At 68.3% G+C, this 17,958-nt stretch carries 19 protein-coding genes and 3 tRNA genes; 7 read left to right on the plus strand and 15 right to left on the minus strand.

Translation table 11 applies throughout. From position 1 onward, the window contains the following. Nucleotides 1-55: 55 nt before the first annotated feature. The 10 genes from RN51_RS11840 to hpt form a co-directional block, all read right to left on the minus strand. Nucleotides 56-748, minus strand: a complete 693-nt coding sequence (locus RN51_RS11840; protein WP_045264243.1) for a DUF2520 domain-containing protein — start codon at nucleotides 746-748, stop codon at nucleotides 56-58. Next, entirely contained in the window at nucleotides 738-2,771 is a 2,034-nt protein-coding gene (locus tag RN51_RS18800) for a PH domain-containing protein (RefSeq protein WP_045264244.1), read from the minus strand. The genes RN51_RS11840 and RN51_RS18800 overlap by 11 nt, the downstream gene beginning before the upstream one ends. Beyond that, complete coding sequence (locus RN51_RS11850; RefSeq protein WP_045264245.1) at nucleotides 2,768-3,349, minus strand: PH domain-containing protein; 582 nt, start codon at nucleotides 3,347-3,349, stop codon at nucleotides 2,768-2,770. Before RN51_RS11850 ends, RN51_RS18800 begins: the two co-directional genes overlap by 4 nt. Next, a complete protein-coding gene (locus tag RN51_RS11855; RefSeq protein ID WP_045264246.1) occupies nucleotides 3,300-3,782 on the minus strand; it encodes a DUF3180 domain-containing protein in 483 nt (160 codons plus the stop codon). Before RN51_RS11855 ends, RN51_RS11850 begins: the two co-directional genes overlap by 50 nt. Next, nucleotides 3,779-4,318: a 2-amino-4-hydroxy-6-hydroxymethyldihydropteridine diphosphokinase gene (gene folK / locus RN51_RS11860; protein WP_045264247.1), complete on the minus strand. Its 540-nt coding sequence runs from the start codon at nucleotides 4,316-4,318 to the stop codon at nucleotides 3,779-3,781. The genes RN51_RS11855 and folK overlap by 4 nt, the downstream gene beginning before the upstream one ends. Continuing rightward, nucleotides 4,315-4,710 (minus strand): dihydroneopterin aldolase, encoded by a 396-nt coding sequence (gene folB, locus RN51_RS11865; protein WP_045264248.1) that lies wholly within the window; start codon nucleotides 4,708-4,710, stop codon nucleotides 4,315-4,317. The genes folK and folB overlap by 4 nt, the downstream gene beginning before the upstream one ends. 34 nt (nucleotides 4,711-4,744) lie before the next feature. Continuing rightward, nucleotides 4,745-5,554 carry a dihydropteroate synthase gene (gene folP / locus RN51_RS11870; RefSeq protein WP_045264249.1) on the minus strand — a complete coding sequence of 270 codons (810 nt, stop codon included), beginning with the start codon at nucleotides 5,552-5,554 and terminating at the stop codon, nucleotides 4,745-4,747. After that, the gene (gene folE / locus RN51_RS11875) at nucleotides 5,551-6,156 is read right to left on the minus strand and encodes a GTP cyclohydrolase I (protein WP_045264366.1); all 606 of its coding nucleotides are present in this window, start codon (nucleotides 6,154-6,156) and stop codon (nucleotides 5,551-5,553) included. The genes folP and folE overlap by 4 nt, the downstream gene beginning before the upstream one ends. Nucleotide 6,157: 1 nt before the next feature. Next, nucleotides 6,158-8,158 (minus strand): ATP-dependent zinc metalloprotease FtsH, encoded by a 2,001-nt coding sequence (gene ftsH / locus RN51_RS11880; protein ID WP_045264250.1) that lies wholly within the window; start codon nucleotides 8,156-8,158, stop codon nucleotides 6,158-6,160. A 113-nt stretch (nucleotides 8,159-8,271) separates the two neighbouring features. After that, entirely contained in the window at nucleotides 8,272-8,823 is a 552-nt protein-coding gene (hpt, locus tag RN51_RS11885) for a hypoxanthine phosphoribosyltransferase (RefSeq protein ID WP_045264251.1), read from the minus strand. A gap of 132 nt (nucleotides 8,824-8,955) precedes the next feature. On the opposite strand from hpt, the gene RN51_RS11890 reads away from it, so the two are divergent. Beyond that, the gene (locus RN51_RS11890) at nucleotides 8,956-9,549 is read left to right on the plus strand and encodes a DUF937 domain-containing protein (protein WP_045264367.1); all 594 of its coding nucleotides are present in this window, start codon (nucleotides 8,956-8,958) and stop codon (nucleotides 9,547-9,549) included. Between the two features lie 42 nt (nucleotides 9,550-9,591). On the opposite strand, the gene tilS is transcribed toward RN51_RS11890, so the two are convergent. Beyond that, the gene (gene tilS / locus RN51_RS11895) at nucleotides 9,592-10,584 is read right to left on the minus strand and encodes a tRNA lysidine(34) synthetase TilS (protein ID WP_045264252.1); all 993 of its coding nucleotides are present in this window, start codon (nucleotides 10,582-10,584) and stop codon (nucleotides 9,592-9,594) included. An 83-nt stretch (nucleotides 10,585-10,667) separates the two neighbouring features. On the opposite strand from tilS, the gene RN51_RS11900 reads away from it, so the two are divergent. Continuing rightward, nucleotides 10,668-11,333, plus strand: coding sequence for a TMEM175 family protein (locus RN51_RS11900; RefSeq protein ID WP_045264253.1), 666 nt, complete (start codon nucleotides 10,668-10,670; stop codon nucleotides 11,331-11,333). Between the two features lie 83 nt (nucleotides 11,334-11,416). Beyond that, nucleotides 11,417-11,908 (plus strand): inorganic diphosphatase, encoded by a 492-nt coding sequence (locus tag RN51_RS11905; RefSeq protein WP_017204665.1) that lies wholly within the window; start codon nucleotides 11,417-11,419, stop codon nucleotides 11,906-11,908. 70 nt (nucleotides 11,909-11,978) lie between these two features. Here the strand turns inward: RN51_RS11905 and RN51_RS11910 are convergent, their stop codons facing one another. Beyond that, nucleotides 11,979-13,352: a M23 family metallopeptidase gene (locus RN51_RS11910; RefSeq protein WP_045264254.1), complete on the minus strand. Its 1,374-nt coding sequence runs from the start codon at nucleotides 13,350-13,352 to the stop codon at nucleotides 11,979-11,981. Nucleotides 13,353-13,561: 209 nt separating this feature from the next. Here RN51_RS11910 and RN51_RS11915 point away from each other — a divergent pair. The 4 genes from RN51_RS11915 (at nucleotide 13,562) to RN51_RS11930 (ending at nucleotide 14,919) form a co-directional block, all read left to right on the plus strand. Next, nucleotides 13,562-13,634, plus strand: a tRNA-Glu gene (locus RN51_RS11915). A 27-nt stretch (nucleotides 13,635-13,661) separates the two neighbouring features. Then, nucleotides 13,662-13,735, plus strand: a tRNA-Asp gene (locus RN51_RS11920). Between the two features lie 69 nt (nucleotides 13,736-13,804). Continuing rightward, nucleotides 13,805-13,877: transfer RNA gene (locus RN51_RS11925), tRNA-Phe, on the plus strand. A gap of 106 nt (nucleotides 13,878-13,983) precedes the next feature. Beyond that, nucleotides 13,984-14,919, plus strand: coding sequence for an aminoglycoside phosphotransferase family protein (locus tag RN51_RS11930; protein WP_082066571.1), 936 nt, complete (start codon nucleotides 13,984-13,986; stop codon nucleotides 14,917-14,919). Nucleotides 14,920-14,940: 21 nt separating this feature from the next. Here the strand turns inward: RN51_RS11930 and RN51_RS11935 are convergent, their stop codons facing one another. From RN51_RS11935 to RN51_RS11945, 3 genes are all read right to left on the minus strand, one after another. Next, nucleotides 14,941-15,618: a substrate-binding domain-containing protein gene (locus RN51_RS11935; protein ID WP_045264255.1), complete on the minus strand. Its 678-nt coding sequence runs from the start codon at nucleotides 15,616-15,618 to the stop codon at nucleotides 14,941-14,943. 76 nt (nucleotides 15,619-15,694) lie between these two features. After that, nucleotides 15,695-16,648, minus strand: coding sequence for a Gfo/Idh/MocA family oxidoreductase (locus tag RN51_RS11940; protein ID WP_197073247.1), 954 nt, complete (start codon nucleotides 16,646-16,648; stop codon nucleotides 15,695-15,697). Next, entirely contained in the window at nucleotides 16,645-17,958 is a 1,314-nt protein-coding gene (locus tag RN51_RS11945) for a protocatechuate 4,5-dioxygenase subunit alpha/beta (protein WP_045264256.1), read from the minus strand. The genes RN51_RS11940 and RN51_RS11945 overlap by 4 nt, the downstream gene beginning before the upstream one ends.

Below are 17,958 nucleotides of genomic sequence, written 5' to 3' on the forward strand. Positions count from 1 at the left end.
TCTGGCCCCGCGAGGCCCCGTGCCCCGTGGACCGGCGAGGCTCATCCGGAGCGGTTCAGATCAACGGCGGGGCGTCTGAGGCTTCGCGCAATGCTCTCTCGACGGTCGACTGCACGAGGGCCGAGAGGTAGCCTCCCGGATTCTCCACACCGATCTCCCGCAGTCGCGCGGTCGACTGACCGATGATCGACCGGGAGAACTCGGTGGCCGTCGCGATCGCGTCCGCGTACGCGGGACGGTCCGCTTCCGCGATCACGACGGGCTCGCACCCCATCTCCACCGCGAGGGCCTGGGCGATCGGCAGCACGGCGGCAGGGGCGGTCACCGCGGCGAACCCGGCCTGGAGCTGGCGGAGGTCGATCGACGTCCCGGTGAAGGTGATCGCCGGATGCACGGCGAGGGGGATCGCTCCGCGTTCGGCCGCGGGACGCAGCACCTCGATGCCGTAGCCGGGATCGGTGTGCAGCACGAGCTGACCGATCTGCCAGCCGCCGACCTCCGCGATGCCTGCGACCAGAGAGGGCAGCTGTTCCGAGGGGACCGCGATGATGACGAGCTCGGCTCGACGCACGACCTCCAAGGCATCGAGCACGGGCACATCCGGGAGCACGGCAGAGGCGCGCTCATCATCGGAGCCTCCGGTGATCCCGATCACCGCGTGGCCCGCACCGCCGAGGGCGGCGCCGACGACGGGACCCACACGGCCGGCACCGATGATGCCGACCCCGAGACGCCCGTCACGCGCCATCGTCGCTCCTTCTCCGCCGTCGCAGCGGAGGCTCGGCAGGGTTCGTCGGCGTGACCGGGGGCGCGATCGGAGGAACCGGGGGCGCGGGCGGGGTGCTCACGGCCGGTGAAGACGGAGACATTGGAGCCACGGGAGGCAGCGGCGGAGCGACCGGTGCTGCCGTCTGCGGCGAGACCGCAGGCGCAGGTGGCGCCGCGGGAGGTGCAGGTGGCGCTGCCGGAGACGCAGGCGGAGCCGTGTGTCCTGGCGCGGGGAAGACCGGAGGCGCCCCCGTGTACGCCGGAGGCGCGGCGACCGGCTGCGGCCCCGCGTAGGCGGGAGGTGCAGGAGGTGCGGCGACCGACTGCGGTGCCGCATGCTCGCTCCACCGGTGGGTGGTGTCACGCGAGGCGGCCTCCACAGCCGCGGAGGTGACCTCGTCGATCAGTGCCAGCGCGTCAGCTCGCTCGAGACCCGACAGGTACCCGGTGATGGGGCCGGGCACGGTGTGCACCTGCGCACCGGACACGCGCTGCGCGCGGTCGATCGGGCCCTGGCTCAGCGAGACGCCCTGCAGCCGTGCGAGCGGGAACACGGCGAGCTTGCGCCACACGTTCCCGCGGCGGAGCAGCAGCCCGAAGTCGGCGACCAGGTAGCCGTGACGCTTCCAGGAGAACGGACGTCGCCACCGTGCGCGACGGGGCATGGTCCGATAGGCGTCCTCGCCCGCGGGGCCGGCGATCCCTTGGTCCCACAGGCCCGAGATGCTCTCGGCAGGCACGTCGGGAAGCACCAGCGCGAGAACGCGTTCGACATCGACGCGCTTACCCACCGGCAGCACCACGTTGAACTGCTGTCCGCTGCCCGAGGACTGCTGGGCCGCGCTCTTGCCGCTCATCCGGTTGATCTTGATCGTCCACCAGCCGAAGGGACGCCACAGCAGCGACTGCGACACCTCTACCGCGAAGATCCGACCGGGAGGGAGCGTCTCGGTGACGGTCGTCAGGAGGCCGTAGGTGATCCGCACGCCGTCCGGCGTCGGCGCGATGGAGTACCGCAGCGATTTGGAGATCTGCGCCCAGGTGATACCGACGACGGCGATGATCATGGGCACGCCCATGCCGAGTCCGAGCCCGAGGAGGACGAACCCTCCGTCCGAGGTGCCGTCGGCGAGCATCCCGATCAGGGCGCTGCCGATCGCGATCGCGAAGATCGCTCCGAAGAACACGAACCACAGCAGACCGGAGATGAGCTGGGACCCCACCAGCCGACCGGTGGGGATCTTCACGACGCTCTCGGGCACCACATCGGCGAGGTCGACCCCGGAGATCAGACCGTTGACGCCGGCGTTCATCGATCCGACCAGCTGCGCACGCGCGGATGCCGGTGCGGCCGCCGCCGCTGCAGCTGCTGCCGGGTTGAGCGCCGCGTCGCGCGCGGCACGCGCTCCGGACGCCAGTCGCAGGATGTCGGCGCGCACGGACTCGGCACGCGGAGTCGCGAGGTATTCGAGCTCGACGTTCGCGTCGTTGCCGGCACCGACGACTTCGAGCTTCGCGAGGCCGATGATGCGCGCGGGGAACGGACGCGTCAGGTTGACGCCCTGCACGCGGTCGAGCGGCGCGCGCCGGTGCGAACGGAAGATGATGCCCTTGCGGACCTCGACGTGGTCGCCGGTGATGCGGAACTGCTGGAAGCGCCAGATGAACCAGAAGATCAGGATCAGCACGATCACGAGACCCAGCACGCTCAGCAACGCGACCAGGATCAGGTTGTTCGACAGCACCCAGTCCACGGGGTCGGCACCGGCGTAGTCACCGTAGTGCGCCTCTTCGGGCGCGAAGAGGGCGACAGCCCACGTGATGAGACGGTCCCGCATGTTCGCGATGACGATGCCGCCGATGATGATCAGCGCCAGGCCGCCCTTGAACAGCGGGGTGAGCGGGTGCATCCGGTGCCACTCGCCGTTCGCGAGGGTGTTCGGCGCCTCTCCGGACGGTGCCTGCGCGACAGGCGGAGCGACAGGAGGCTGCTGCTCGCTCACAGGCCTGTCCGACGGGTCTCGGCGACGTGGATGAGCGTGTCGCGCAGCGCCTCGGCTGCTTCCTGGGTCAGACCGGGGATCTGCACGCCTGTCGTCGCGGCAGCCGTGACCATCTTGAGCTGGGCGATCCCGAATGCACGGTCGAGCGGTCCCTGGGTGATGTCGACGAGCTGCATGCGGCCGTAAGGCACGGCGATCATGCGCTGCCAGAGGATCCCCTTGCGGAAGACGATGTCGTCGGCGCGGAGCATGTAGCCGATCGCCCTCGCCTGCCGCGGGAGGATGATCAAGGTGATGACCGTGATCAGCAGGATCAGACCGGCCGGGATCCACACCCAGTCCTGCTCCAGCACGATGTTCAGCACGATCGCGGCGGCGGCGACGATCACGAGGAAGATCACGTTCTGCACGATCTGCGACACGACGTAGCGCGGCGAGATCTGGTGCCAGGTACCGTCGAGTTCGAGGCGGGCCTCGTTGCGCGCCGTGCGCAGCTGCGTGTACGTGCCACGGTCGAGGGCGTCGAGGTCAGTGCCCTCCGCCGGGTTCAGGGGCGCGGTCTCTGGGTTCTGAGTCATCAGGATCCTTCGGCAGTGTGCAGAACTGTTCGGCGATGAGCGCAGCGATCACGAGGACGATCGCACTTCCGATCAGGGCCAGCATGGCCACAGTCGACCCTACCGGCGGAACGATGGGGCGCGACAGGAGGAAGACCATCAGCCCCGCTCCGAAGCCCGCCATGATGGCGCCGAGCAGACTGGAGGCCCTGGCGAGCGTGGCCGCTCTGAGCGCGCGGAAGGGGTCTATGCGGATGCCCGAACGCACACTGCGACGCACCGGCCACGCCACACCGAGAGATGCCGCGGCGATCAGCAGCAGCAGCACCGGCAGGAGGAACGACGGTGTGAACGTCACGCGCCCCGAAGCGGTGAGCAGATGATCGAGCAGGAACCCGACGCCGCCGCCCAACAGCGCGAGGACGACGAGCACGCCCGCTGAGGTGCGTCTCATCCCTCACCCCTGGCCCGAAGATCTGCCGCGAGGTCGGCGACCTTCCCCCGACCGAGCAGCACCGCGTCCTCATCGACGTCCAGCCAGGGGTCGAGCACGAAGAGCCGATCGGCGGCACGGGGGTGCGGCAGCTGCAGGTCCGGCTCGTCGGAGATGACGTCGCCGTACGCGATGAGGTCGAGGTCGAGGGTGCGGTCGCCCCAGCGCTCACGGCGCTCCCGACCGTTCTCGTCTTCGATGGCGTGCAGCATCCCGAGCAGGATCTCGGGGGCGAGGCGCGTGGTGACCAGTGCCACCGCGTTGACGTAACCGGGAGCATCGGGGTCGGGGCCATCGAGCCGGAGGGCGACCGTCTCGAACAGCTTCGACAATCGCACCTCGCTCACCAGCGGCAGTCGGGCGATCCGTTCGGCGGCAGCCCTGATCGTGTCGTGGCGATCGCCGAGGTTCGCGCCAAGCGCGACGACGGCCGTGACCTCAGGCCTCCCCGGGCGAGGCGCCGGCATTGTGGGTGGGTTCGCGAGGTTGCGACTCATGCGGTGGTGTCCTCTTGCGCGTCAGGGGTTCGGCTGCGATGCACGGTGACCGCCACATCGGCGAAGTTCAGGGGAATCGGGGCGTGCGGCTTGTGCACGGTCACGACGACCTGCTGCACCCGACGGTCCTCGAGGCCCACGTCGGCGATGCGGTCGGCGAGCGTCTCGATCAGATTCACGGGTTCGCCGGCCACGACCGCGGCGACCTTCTCGGCCAGCTCGCCGTAGTGCACCGTGTCCACGACGTCGTCTGAGTGGGCGGCCGGTGTGAGGGAGAGTCGCAGCCGCAGGTCGATCGTGAACTCCTGGCCGTCCCGGCGCTCGTGATCGAACACGCCGTGCCGGCCGAACACCGTCAGACCGGTGAGGACGATCTCGTCGAGGGGCTCCATGCGTCTAGCGTACGGGGATCGCCCCGAGGCGCCCTCAGCCTTCCCAGGCGTGCGCGATCGCGAGGGCATCGCGCGTGGATGCCACGTCGTGCACCCGCACGGCCCAGACTCCGGCCCTGACCGCGAGTGCACTCGTGACGGCGGTGGCGAGGTCAAGGCGGGATTCGGAGACCTCCTCATCGCGACCTGTCTCCTGACGGAGGATGTCGGCGAGGAACCGCTTGCGGGACGTGCCGATCAACACCCGAGGGCCGAGCGCGACGATCTCGTCGAGTCCGCGCAGCATCTCCCAGTTCTGTGCCCCCGACTTCGCGAATCCGATGCCCGGATCGACGATGAGACGAGAAGGCGCGATCCCCGACGAAGCCGCCTCGCCGACACGCTCTCGCAGCTCCCCGGCGACCTCTCGTGCGACGCGGCCGTAGTCGGCGTTCGCGTACATGTCCGCGGAGAATCCCCGCCAGTGCCCGATCGCGAAGTCGGCTCCGGACTCGGCGACGGCGGCACGCATCTCCGGATCGGCGAGGCCTCCGGAGACGTCGTTGACGATCCTGGCTCCCGCTCGCACGGCAGCGGCCGCCGTCGCGGCGCTGAGCGTGTCGACACTGACCGGCACCCCTGCGGCAGCGAGCTGCTCGATCACGGGGATCACCCGCTGCTGCTCGACGTCGGCCCCGACCCGTTCTGCACCGGGCCTGGTCGATTCACCGCCCACATCGAGCACGGCTGCTCCCTCGGCGCGCAGCCGCAGCCCGTGGGCCACCGCACGATCGACGTCGAGATAGCGCCCGCCGTCGCTGAACGAGTCGGGAGTGACGTTGACGATGCCCCAGATGCCGGTCATCCGTGCGCTGCTCCGAAGCCGCCCGCGCCGATGAGGGTGATGACCTCGGCACGGGAGACGGGATCGTCGTATTCGCCGCGCGCCGCGATGGTGAGCGTCGAGGCCTCGGTCTGGCGTCCACCGCGCATCGTGACGCAGCCGTGCGACGCATCGAGCACGACCAGCACGCCCCGGGTGTCGAGGTGCTCCGCGATCGTGTCGGCGATCTGCTCGCCCAACCGCTCCTGCACCTGCGGACGCGCGGCGAGGATCTCGACGACCCGCACGAGCGCTCCCAACCCCACGACCTGCTCGCCGGGGAGATAGGCGATGTGCGCGTGCCCGGCGAAGGGCAGCAGGTGATGCTCGCAGACGGAGCGGAAACGGATGTCCCGCAGGAGCACGGCTCCGGACGGCAGCGTGTCCGGCGCCGGGCCTCGGGAGACGCTGATGGTGCGCGCGAGCGGCTCGGCCGGATCTTCGCCCACTCCCGAGAAGAACTCCGTGTACAGCTCCGCCATGCGCGTCGGTGTCTGCTTCAATCCCGGTCGGTCCGGGTCTTCGCCGATCGCCGCGAGAAGCTCTCGCGTGAGCCGCTCGACGCGCTCTCTGTCGACCGTCACGTCACGCCGTCGCAGGCCGCGGGTTCCCTGCTCCCGCCGAGCCCTGCTGCGTGCGCGGCGCACCGGCCGGAGCCTCGACGGATGCCGCCAGCGAGACGTCCTTCTTCGGCACCTCGATCGGAGGACGCTCCGAGACCGGACGCCCTTCGCTCGAGAGCCACAGCGGGCGCTCCGGCAGCTTCTTGATCTCTGTGAAGATCTCCGCGATCTGGTTGTGGTCGAGGGTCTCCTCCTCGAGCAGGGCCAGGGCGAGCTTGTCGAGGATGTCGCGGTTCTCGCTGATGACCTCGTAGGCCTCGTTGTGCGCCTGCTCGATGAGCGCGCGCACCTCGGCGTCGACCCGCTCCGCGACCTTCTCGGAGTATTCGCGGCCACGGCCCATGTCGCGTGCGACGAACATGTCGCCGCCCTCGGTGCCGAGCTTGACCGGACCGACCTGCGTCGTCATGCCGTATTCGATGACCATCTTGCGCGCGATCGAGGTGGCCTTCTCGATGTCGTTCGACGCACCCGTGGTGGGGTCGTGGAAGACGATCTCCTCCGCGACGCGGCCGCCCATGGCGTAGGTGAGCTGGTCCTGGAGCTCGTTGCGGGTGACGGAGTACTTGTCGTCGAGCGGCAGCACCATCGTGTAGCCGAGCGCCTTGCCGCGGGGCAGGATCGTGATCTTGGTCACGGGGTCGGTGTAGTTCATCGCCGCCGCCGCGAGCGCGTGTCCGCCCTCGTGGTACGCCGTGATGAGCTTCTCCTTGTCCTTCATCACGCGGGTGCGGCGCTGCGGACCCGCGATCACGCGGTCGATCGCCTCGTCGAGGGCGCGGTTGTCGATGAGCTGCGCGTTCGATCGGGCCGTGAGCAGCGCGGCCTCGTTGAGCACGTTCGCCAGGTCGGCACCGGTGAAGCCGGGGGTCTTGCGGGCGACGACTTCGAGGTCGACGTTCTTCGACAGCGGCTTGCCCTTGCTGTGCACCTCGAGGATCTTCTGGCGACCCTTGAGGTCGGGGGCGTCGACGCCGATCTGGCGGTCGAAGCGGCCGGGGCGCAGCAGGGCGGGGTCGAGGATGTCCGGACGGTTGGTGGCCGCGATCACGATGACGTTCGCGTTCGGGTCGAAGCCGTCCATCTCGACGAGCATCTGGTTCAGTGTCTGCTCACGTTCGTCGTTTCCGCCGCCCATGCCGGCGCCGCGGTGACGACCGACGGCGTCGATCTCGTCGATGAAGATGATCGCCGGGGCGTTTTCCTTGGCCTGGCTGAACAGGTCGCGGACGCGGGAGGCACCGACGCCGACGAACATCTCGACGAAGTCGGAACCGGAGATGGAGTAGAACGGCGCACCGGCCTCACCGGCGACGGCGCGGGCGAGGAGGGTCTTTCCGGTTCCGGGAGGGCCGTACAGCAACACGCCCTTCGGGATGCGGGCGCCGATGGCCTGGAACTTCGCCGGATCCTGCAGGAACTCCTTGATCTCGTGGAGTTCCTCGATGGCCTCGTCGGCACCGGCCACGTCGGCGAAGGTGACCGTCGGGGTCTCCTTGCTGACGAGCTTGGCCTTGGACTTGCCGAACTGCATGACCTTGCCACCGCCGCCCTGCATGGAGGACAGGAGCCACCAGAACAGCAGACCGAGCAGCACGAGGGGAAGAAGGAGGGAGAGGAAGCCATCGAACCAGGTCGCACGCGGGACGGCGTCGTTGAAGCCGTCCTTCGGCGCCGCGTCGTTGACGGCCTTGACGACCTCGTCGGCGCGCGCGTCCACGTAGTAGAACTGCACGTTCTCGGAACCCTCGAACGGCTTGGAGAGCGTCATGTCCACGCGCTGATCGCCATCGGTGTTCACGACCTCGGTCACCGTGGTGCCGGAGAGGAGCTTCAGCCCCTCCTGCGTCGTGATCTGCTTGGGCGCACCCAGATTCGAGATCAGCAGGAAACCGCCGAACAGGAGCACGCCGATCAGCGCGACGTAGATCAGCGGATTCCGGGTGAGCTTCTTCACATCCATGATCGGATCAGCGTATCGCGCGCGCCCTAGGGGGTCGCTGTGCGTTCACCCACGGCGTAGCGTTCGACGGTCACGTCGGAGTCGCCGCGTCTCAGCGGCCGTGTCTGCCCGTCTCAGGAATAGACGTGAGGGGCGAGGACTGCGACATCGCGCAGGTTGCGGTAGCGCTCGGCGTAGTCGAGGCCGTAACCGACGACGAACTCCACCGGGATGTCGAAGCCGACGTACTTGCAGTCGATCTCGACCTTCGCCGCCTCGGGCTTGCGCAGGAGCGCCAGCACCTCGATCGACTCGGCGCCGCGCGAACCGAAGTTCTCCAGCAGCCAGCTCAGCGTGAGGCCGGAGTCGATGATGTCCTCGACGATGAGCACGTGCTTGCCGTTGAGGTCCGTGTCGAGGTCCTTCCGGATCTGCACCACGCCGCTGGACTTCGTGCTGGCGCCGTAGCTCGACACCGCCATCCAGTCCATCGGGGCGTGGAACGGCAGCGCCCGAGCGAAGTCGGCCATGACCATGACCGCCCCCTTGAGGACACCGACGAGGAGGAGGTCCTTCCCCTCGTAGTCCTTGGCGACCTGCGCTGCAAGCTCATCGAGCTTGGCGTGGATCTCCTCCTCGGTGACGAGGATCTGTGCAAGGTCGTCCTGGATCTCCGCGGCGCGCATGGATCGATTTTAGGCGACGCGATCGGATGCTCGGTCCCCGGCCGGCTCATCGGGAGGGCATCTGCCCATCACGAGGCATCCGCACTACTGTGAGCGGTGATGCGGGCGGACGCCCCGACGGAAGGATTCACCATGGCTCTTGACGACATCCTCAACCAGGTGCCGATCGACGACATCGCCGAGAAGCTGGGCGTCTCGCGGGACGAAGCCAAGGTCGCGGTCGAGCAGGGCGGCGCGGTGCTGCTCGGCGGCCTCGCCAAGAACGCCGAGACGGATGAGGGCTCCGCGGCGATCCGGAACGCGCTGAAGAAGCATGAGGGTGCTTCCGGCGCGTCGAAGGTCGACGACATCGATCAGGCCGACGGCGGCAAGATCGTCTCCCACATCCTCGGTTCGAAGGAGAAGGAGGTGACGAAGGAGCTCACGGAGTCGAAGGCGACCCCCGGCATCGACTTCGGCAAGCTCCTTCCGATCCTCGCCCCGATCGTGATGGGCCTGATCGCGAACGCGACCAAGGACAAGTCGGCGAAGACGGATGCAGGCGCGGAGGGCTCCGGCGGCATCGGCGACGTGATCGGCGGGCTGCTCGGCGGCGGCAACGGCGGCGGCTCGTCCGGAGGCATCGGCGACGTGATCGGCGGTCTCCTCGGCGGCGGCAACAGCGGTTCCGGCGGCGGCATCGACCTCGGCGGGATTCTCGGCGGCCTGTTCGGCGGCAAGAAGTAGGACCACGACGCACGCATCCGGTCGCGCGGCGGAGGACCCCGCTCAGCGACCGGATGCGGCGAAGACGATGCGCCCCCCGCGGCGTACGGCCGAGCATTCCGGCAGGTCGATCGGACCCTGACCGCTCCAGTCGGTGACCAGCCGCGCGACCTCGACCGTCTGAGACCTGGTCAGGCTCACCCCGAACTCGCTGTCGACGACGAGCCGGATGATCCTGTTGCGCAGGGCTGCGGGATTCGCGGCGAGCGCTGCCACGCTGACCGAGATCCCGGCTTCCGCATGCTCGACGATGTCCTCGATCGTCTCGTGGATCATCTCGTCGAACGCCTCCGCGTCCTCCCGCAACTGCTCGGCCGTGCGGACGAGCGCCTCGGCGATCCCGGGACCGAGCTCGTCTTCGAGAACCGGGAGCACACGCTCGCGCACCCGGACCCTGGCGTAGCGGTCGTCGCGGTTGTGGGGGTCGTCCCACGGTGTGAGGTCGGAGGCCACACAGAAAGCACGCGTCGTCTCGCGGCGCACCGCGAGGAGCGGACGCACCCATCGCACGCCGTCGTCGTCCTCACGGACCGGAGCCATCCCCTGCAGGCTCGCAGCCCCTGAGCCACGAGCCAGTCCGAGCAGCACGGTCTCCGCCTGGTCGTCGAGCGTGTGCCCGAGAAGCACTGCGGAGGCTCCGGCGTCGACAGCGGCGTCTCGCAGTACCCGGTAGCGAGCCTCGCGGGCCGCAGCCTCGGGGCCGCCCTCCCCCGCGACATCGACTCGCACGATCAACGGGTCGAGGCCCAGCACTGCGGCGGCTTGCGCTGTCCGGGACGCGACGTCGGCCGAGTCGTGCTGCAGGCCGTGATCGACTGTCAAGGACGCGGCGCGAAGACCGAGCTTGGGCGCTTCGAACGCGGTGGCGGCGGCGAGCGCGAGAGAGTCCGCCCCTCCGGACAGAGCGACGATCACAGTCGCCCCCTCGGGGAGGTCAGCGAGCGCGGTGCGCACGGCGAGGCGGATCTCGGCGATGGCGGGAGCGAGTGACGGCACGCCTCCACGCTAGGGCACCACTTCGATCGGCGCGTCCTCTCGCGGTCGGTACCGACGGGCGCGGCCAGGGCTATCCTGGCGCCGTGACCGATAAGACGCGTGCACGACCGTTCCGCACCGAGAGGTTCAAGGCCTTCGTCGACGCGGTCGTCGCGATCGCCATGACTCTGCTCATCCTCCCGCTTATGGAGTCGGTCTCCGAAGCGGCCTCCGGGCATCTGACCACCGCCGAGTTCCTGAACGAGCATGCGGGTCAGCTGCTCAGCTTCGGGCTGAGCTTCCTCCTCATCGCGACGTTCTGGATGGGCCACCATCGCCAGTACCGCGACGTCGAGTGGGTCACGGTCCCCCTGCTGTGGATCAACGTCGCGTGGATGGCCACCATCGTCTGGTTGCCCGTTCCCACCGCGATGATCGGTCAGATGGACACGGATGCCCTCCAGGCCGTGGTCTATATCGGCACGCTGATCATGACGCAGGTGACGACTCTCGCCGGCTGGCTCTATCTCGCGCGCCACCGCGAGCTGACCACGGCGTCGACCGAGACGATCCGGCTGGGCGCGATCGGCGACCTCGCCGCGATCATCCTGTTCGCCGCGGCGCTCGCCATCGCCGTCCTCGCCTCCCCGAACGGGTACGCGGGTCTTTTCCTGCTGCTGTTGAGCGACCCGACGAGCAGGCTGCTGAACCGGCTGCTGCGGAGACGTCGGTCCGGCGAACCGTCCCCGGAGGCTGATGCCGCTCCCTGAGCGTGCGGGGCCCGCGAAGCTGTGAGCGCCGCAGGTAGGCTAGTCCGCGGCATCCAACCGAACTTTTCCTGAGGAGCACACGCATGGGCGCACACGACGCCGTCATCGAGATCCCGCGCGGCAGCCGCGTGAAGTACGAGGTCGACCACGAGACCGGGCGAGTGCACCTCGACCGCGTGCTCTACACGACCTTCGGCTACCCGGCCGACTACGGCTACTTCGACAACACGCTCGGCGAGGACGGCGACCCGCTCGACGTGCTGGTGCTCCTCGACCACGCGATCTACCCTGGCGTCGTCGTCGAGGTCCGCCCCGTCGCCGTGCTCAAGATGAGCGACGAAGCCGGCGGAGACGACAAGCTCGTCGCCGTGCTCTCCAAGGATCCGCGCTGGGCGCACATCCAGGACATCGACGACATCGCCGAGTACACGAAGAAGGAGATCGCGCACTTCTTCGAGCACTACAAGGACCTCGAGCCCAACAAGTGGGTCAAGGTCGACGAGTGGGGGAACGCGGCCGAGGCGCAGCGCATCCTCGACGAGGCGATCGTCCGTTTCGGCGAGCAGGGTCACTGACCCCCACGCACGAAGAGACCCCCGGATCCGCTCAGCGGCCGGGGGTCTTCTTCATGTCAGGAGGGGTGTCTCAGGCGGACACTCCACGCTCGCCGAGGAAGGCGACGGGGTTCACGGGGCGACCGCCGACGTAGACCTCGAAGTGGAGGTGGCAGCCGAAGGAACGGCCGGTGTTGCCTGCATAGGCGATGACCTGACCGGAGTTCACCCGCTGTCCGGATCGCACGAGGATGCCGCCGTCGCGGATGTGGGCGTAACCGGTTCCGACGCCGCCGCCGTGCTGGATGCGGATGTAGTTGCCGTAGCCGTCGTTGGGGCCTGCGTAGTCGACCGTGCCGGAGTTCGCTGCATAGATCGGGGATCCGCAGCCGTTGGCGAAGTCGGTTCCGTAGTGGAACGACGAGGAGCATCCCTGCGAGCCGCACTGCACCGAGCGCGGACCGTAGCCGGAGCTCTTTCCGCCGCCGTGCGGACGGCACCAGCCGCCGGAGCCCTGGCTGCCGCCGCCTCCCCCGCCGCCTCCGCCGCCACCACCGGCTGCTGCAGCTGCAGCGGCTGCAGCAGCACGCTCGGCAGCCTCACGTTCGCGGCGGGCCTTCGCCTCGGCCTCGACGCCCGCCTGGTAGCCGGCGACGGTCTGGGTCGTCGTGTCCTTGAGTGCGGCGAGCTGGGCCTGCATCGTCGCGAGGTTTGTCGTCTGCTCGTCCAAGGCAGCCTGAGCGGCTTCCGCCGCCTGCTGCGCCACGACCATCTTCTCTTCGGCGATCTTCTGCAGTCGGTCGCGCTCGTTGCGGGCGACGACAGCCTGGTCGCTGAGGGACTGCGCGGAGTTGCGTGCGGCGACAGCCTTGTCGTAGACGGACTGGTTGTACTCGAGCAGCTTGTCCATCGTGCCGAGCCGCGCAAGGAGGTCATCGGCGTTGTTCGCGGAGCCGGCGAAGAACAGCTCCATCGACGTGTCGTCGCCGCCGTTGCGGTAGAGCTGTGCGGCGACCTGCCCCGCCTTGCGAGCCGCCGTGTCGGCGACCGCTGCCTGCTCGTCGGCCTTCGCCTGGAGGGTGTCGGCTTCCGTGGCCGCAGCGAAGTAGTCCTGCTGCGCCGCGTAGAACTCCGCGGACGCCGCCTTGGCCGCAGCCTGAGTCTCGGCGACCTTCTGGGTGAGCGACTGGATGAGCCCCTCGATGCGCGAGACCTCGGCAGCCTTCGCCGCCTCGTTGTTCTTCGCCCGCTGCACATCGTCCCAGCTCGGGTACGCGGCGGCATAGGCCGCAGAGACACCGTTGGTGATGCCGAAGGCACTCAGCGCCACCACGCTGAGAGCGCCGATGCCGAGTGCGCCTCGACGAGTGATGCCGAACGCGCGGCGCTCTGACGGAGTGGGCGCACAGCCGCAGTCCTCTGATGCTGCAGCAACTGCAGCATCGAGTGTGATCTTGTCGTTCACACGGCCCCTTCCGCCGGTTTCACAGTTGCCACAGTAACAACAACTTTCACATCCGCACCAGGGGCCTGGCGGCTTTTCCACCCGTTCCCGACCCCTCGATCGTGCCCCGGGAACACGCCCGGGTTGCGGCGCCGCGCCCTCGATTCGCGATTTGCCCGAAACATCCCTTATGCTTGAGCGTCGGCAAGGAAGTCCCCCGGGACTGACTCGGCCCCATCGTTTAGCGGCCTAGGACGCCGCCCTTTCACGGCGGTAGCACGGGTTCGAATCCCGTTGGGGTCACACCTTCCGATATAATTAAACAAGTATGGCCCTGTAGCGCAGTTGGTTAGCGTGCCGCCCTGTCACGGCGGAGGTCGCGGGTTCAAGTCCCGTCAGGGTCGCTCCGTGCGACGAGCTCTTTCTTCGGAGAGGGCTCTTCGTCTAGGACGCGACAGGTTCGCCGGTCGCGCGGCTCTGTAGCTCAGTTGGTAGAGCGTTCGACTGAAAATCGAAAGGTCACCGGATCGATGCCGGTCGGAGCCACACGAGTGATCGTTACAATCACTCCAGAAACCCTCGCCTAGCTTCTACATGGCGGGGGTTTTGCTTTGTCCCCCATGCCCCGGCGCCGTGTGATCAACTGGTCCGTATGCGTCCAGAGCAATCGTCCGTGATCCCGGTCGATGTCCTCCGAGGCTTCCAGTCCCGGGACGACACGACGCGCGAATGGGCGGCCCAGGTCTCAGTTGTCGCGCGGGGCCTGTTGCAGCGGTGGGAGCTCCGCCCTGACGGCACGGTCCGATCGGGCGAAGCGGGAATCCTCGTGCCGGTGCGCCGCGCCGACGGCTCTCCCGCGGCGTTGAAGCTGCAGGTCCCCCGCGCCGAGACCACGGCTGCGATCATCGGCCTCACCCGTTGGCAGGGAGCCGGCATCGTCCGCCTGCTGGACAGCGATGCCGACCGTGGAGCGATGCTGCTCGAACGCCTCTACGGAGACCGCACTCTGGAGACCGTCGAAGACGACGATGCTGCCGTTCGCGTGGTCGGTGGCCTCCTCGCGCGCCTACACGCTGTGCCCGCCCCCGACGGACTCCCCCAGCTCGCCACGGTCACCGGCGAGATGCTCGCCGACGCTCCCACGGCCGCACGCGTGCTCGACGACGAAGACCGGTCGCGGCTGGACCGATGGGTCGACACGGTGTCGGCGGTGGCCGATGACACAGGCGACCGCCTCCTGCACTGGGACCTGCACTACGGCAACGTGCTCGCGGCCGACCGCGAGCCCTGGCTGGCGATCGACCCGGAGCCACTCGTCGGCGATCCCGGATTCGACCTCTGGCCCGCCCTCGACAGCGGGTGGGGCGACGATCCCACCCGCACCGATGCCCCCCGGCTCGTACGGCGACGCTTCGACATCCTCACCGAGATGCTCGACCTCGACCGCCACCGCGCTGCCGCCTGGACCGGTGCCCGCCTGCTGCAGAACACGCTGTGGGACATCGAAGACGGTCAGCCGGCCATCAGCGCGGCAGCGAAGCTGGTCGACGATGCTCTCCTCACCGCCTACAGCTCCGACGGAGCCTGACGCCTCCTGCGTCGCGAACCCCTACGCGCGGAAGCCGTGCGACCGTGCGATCTCCCTCGCCTGGGGTGACGAGAAGAAGTCGAGCAGTTCACGCCCGGCATCGGCGTTCACCGACACACTCGCCACCGCGCCGCCGAACACCGTGACGATCGCGCAATCGTGAGGGAGCACGCCGATGACGCGGACACCCTCACGATCCACCAGTTCGCTGAGCTGCTGGAACGCCAGGTCGACATCACCCTGGGCCAGGAGTGCGGCGACCGGAACACCGGGGCGCGCCTGCACGAGCTTCGGCCCGACCACGTCCATGAGCCCCCAACGCTGGATCATGTCCACGAGAGCATCGCCGCTCGGCCCCGTGGAGTAGCCGACCCGTTCCGCCGACACGAGGGCTGCACGCACCTGCTCCGCATTCGCGAACGCTGCGCCGCCGGGATCGACACTCGCGTGTCCGCGTCGCCCGCGGACACCCACGGCGACCTCGGAGAACACCAGATCCGTCACGGAGGCCGGGTCGACGTGACCACGCTCGGCGAGCGCATCCAGCGCACCGGCGGCGAGGAAGACCAGATCCACCTGCTCCCCGCTCGCCACGCGCCGCGACGCGTCCACACCTCCCACCGACTCGACCTCGACGTGCGGGAGCCCGGCATCGACCGCCGCGACCGCGAGGTCGGCGAGCAGCCCACGCGTGGCCATGGACGAGAGGGCTCTCATACCGCCGCACATCCGAGGATGACGAGCCCTGCACCGTCGAGGCGACCACGCGGGAATCTCACGTGAGCTGCTCCTCGAGCTCTCCGAGCACCCGGTAGCAGTCGATGACCTGGCGGAGCGAGGAGTTCGGTTCGCGTCCCTCGCGGATGGCGGAGACGAACTCCCGGTCCTGCAACTCGATGCCGTTCATGCTCACGGCCACGTCGGTCACGTCGATCTGCTCGTCCGCACCGGTGAACAGGTCGTCGTAGCGGGCGATGTACGTGGCGGTGTCCCCGATGTAGCGGAAGAAGCTGCCGAACGGACCCTCGTTGTTGAACGACAGCGACAGCGTGCAGATCGCGCCGGACTCGCTCTTCAACTGCACCGACATGTCCATCGCGATGCCGAGTTCCGGGTGGATCGGCCCCTGCATGGCATGTGCTTCGACGATCCGACCCGCCTGGTACGCGAACAGATCGACCGTGTGCGCGGCGTGATGCCACAGCAGATGATCGGTCCACGACCTGCGCTCACCCTTGGCGTTCGTGTTGGTGCGTCGGAAGAAGTACGTCTGCACGTCCATCTGCTGCACCGCGAACTCGCCGGCCTCGATCCGCTGATGCACGAGCTGATGCGAGGGGTTGAACCGGCGGGTGTGCCCCACCATCGCGATGCGATCCGATGCCTCGGCGACGGCGAGCGTGGCCTCCGCTCCCGCCCACGAGTCGGCCACGGGGATCTCGACCTGAACATGCTTGCCGGCAGCGAGCACGGCCTGCGTCTGCGCGGCGTGCAACCCCGTGGGAGTGGCGAGGATCACGGCATCGACGTCGTCGCGCTCCAGCACGGCGTCGAGTCCGACGACCGCGTGCGCGACGCCGTACTGCGCGGCGACGGCTTCAGCCTTCTCCATCGAGGTCGCGCTGACGACCGTGACGACCGCGTCGTCGATGTTCGCGAGTCCGTCGAGGTGCTTCATCCCGAAGGCACCGTTCGCGCCGACGACGGCGATGCGGATCTTGTCCGTCATGCGGAAACCTCCTGAGAAGGGTTCGAGATCACCAGATGGCCGACCGCGGTGTTGGACGCAGGCACATGGTAGAACCGGTGATCGACATCGGGGGCGTCGCCACCGAACTGATCGTCCATCGCGCCTCGGGCGATGAGCCAGTCGACCAGCTCGATCCCCTCGGAACCGGCCTCATCCACGTACTCCATGTGCTGCCATTCGGTGAGGCCCAGCGGGTCGGCGATCAGGTGGTCGAGGAACGCGTTGTCCCACTCCTTGTTGATGAGCCCGGCACGAGGACCCTGCAGCTGATGACTCATGCCTCCCGTGCCCCAGATCTGGACGTTCAGCTTCTCGCCGTCCCACTTGTCGATCGCCCGTCGCAGCGCCTTGCCGAGCTCGTAGCAGCGGCGCCCCGAAGGCACCGGATACTGCACGACGTTCACGGCGAGCGGGATGACCCGTACGGGCCACTCCTCCACGTCCCCGTACACGAGTGAGAGCGGAACCGTCAGACCGTGATCGACCACCATCTCGTTGACCAGCGTGAGGTCGAAGTCGTCCTGGATGATCGACTGTGCGAGATGCGCGGCGAACTCGGGGTACCCGTTCACCCCCGGCACCGGCCGCGGTCCGTACCCCTCGTCGGCCACCGGATAGTGCGCTCCGGTGCCGAGCACGAACGTGGGGATGATCGAGGCGTCGAACGCGGTGGCGTGGTCGTTGTAGACGAGGATGACCACGTCGGGAGTGTTCTCCTTCGCCCATTCCCGAGTCCACCGGTAGCCGTCGAAGACCTTCTTCCAGTACGGCTCCTCCGTCTTTCCGAGATCCATGGCCGCACCGATGGCCGGCACGTGCGAGGTGAACAGCGCCGAGGTGTAGTACGCCGGCGCGTCCGGCCGGAAGGTGTCGGCCTTCTCGCCCGGCTGCGGCGGGGTCCAGCCGTCCAGGTCCTTCCGACGATTGCCCTCGGGGTTGCGTCCGCCGCCGATCATCATGTCGCGGTAGGCGGCCTCGCTCATCCCGGTCATCGACCCGGCCATCTGCTGGAAGCTCAGTCCATGCGTGGCGCCGATCTTGCTCAGGAAGTAGATGTTGCCGCCCTCGGCGATCATGGTGTTCAGATCCATGTCGAGAACCGCCTGCCGCTGCACGGGGGTGAGCGACCAGTCGTCGAGGTAGGCCTCCTGATCCGCGAGGAACCGCGCACGGTTCTCGGGCTGCATGAGGGACATCGAGAACTGATTGAGGTGATATCCCTTGCGGGCCTGCTCGGCATCGTAGATCGTGGTGCCGGGAATGTCCTTGTACGGCTTGTCGAGTGCCAT

The organism is Microbacterium oxydans, assembly GCF_000956405.1.
GTDB classification, from domain to species: domain Bacteria; phylum Actinomycetota; class Actinomycetes; order Actinomycetales; family Microbacteriaceae; genus Microbacterium; species Microbacterium oxydans_C.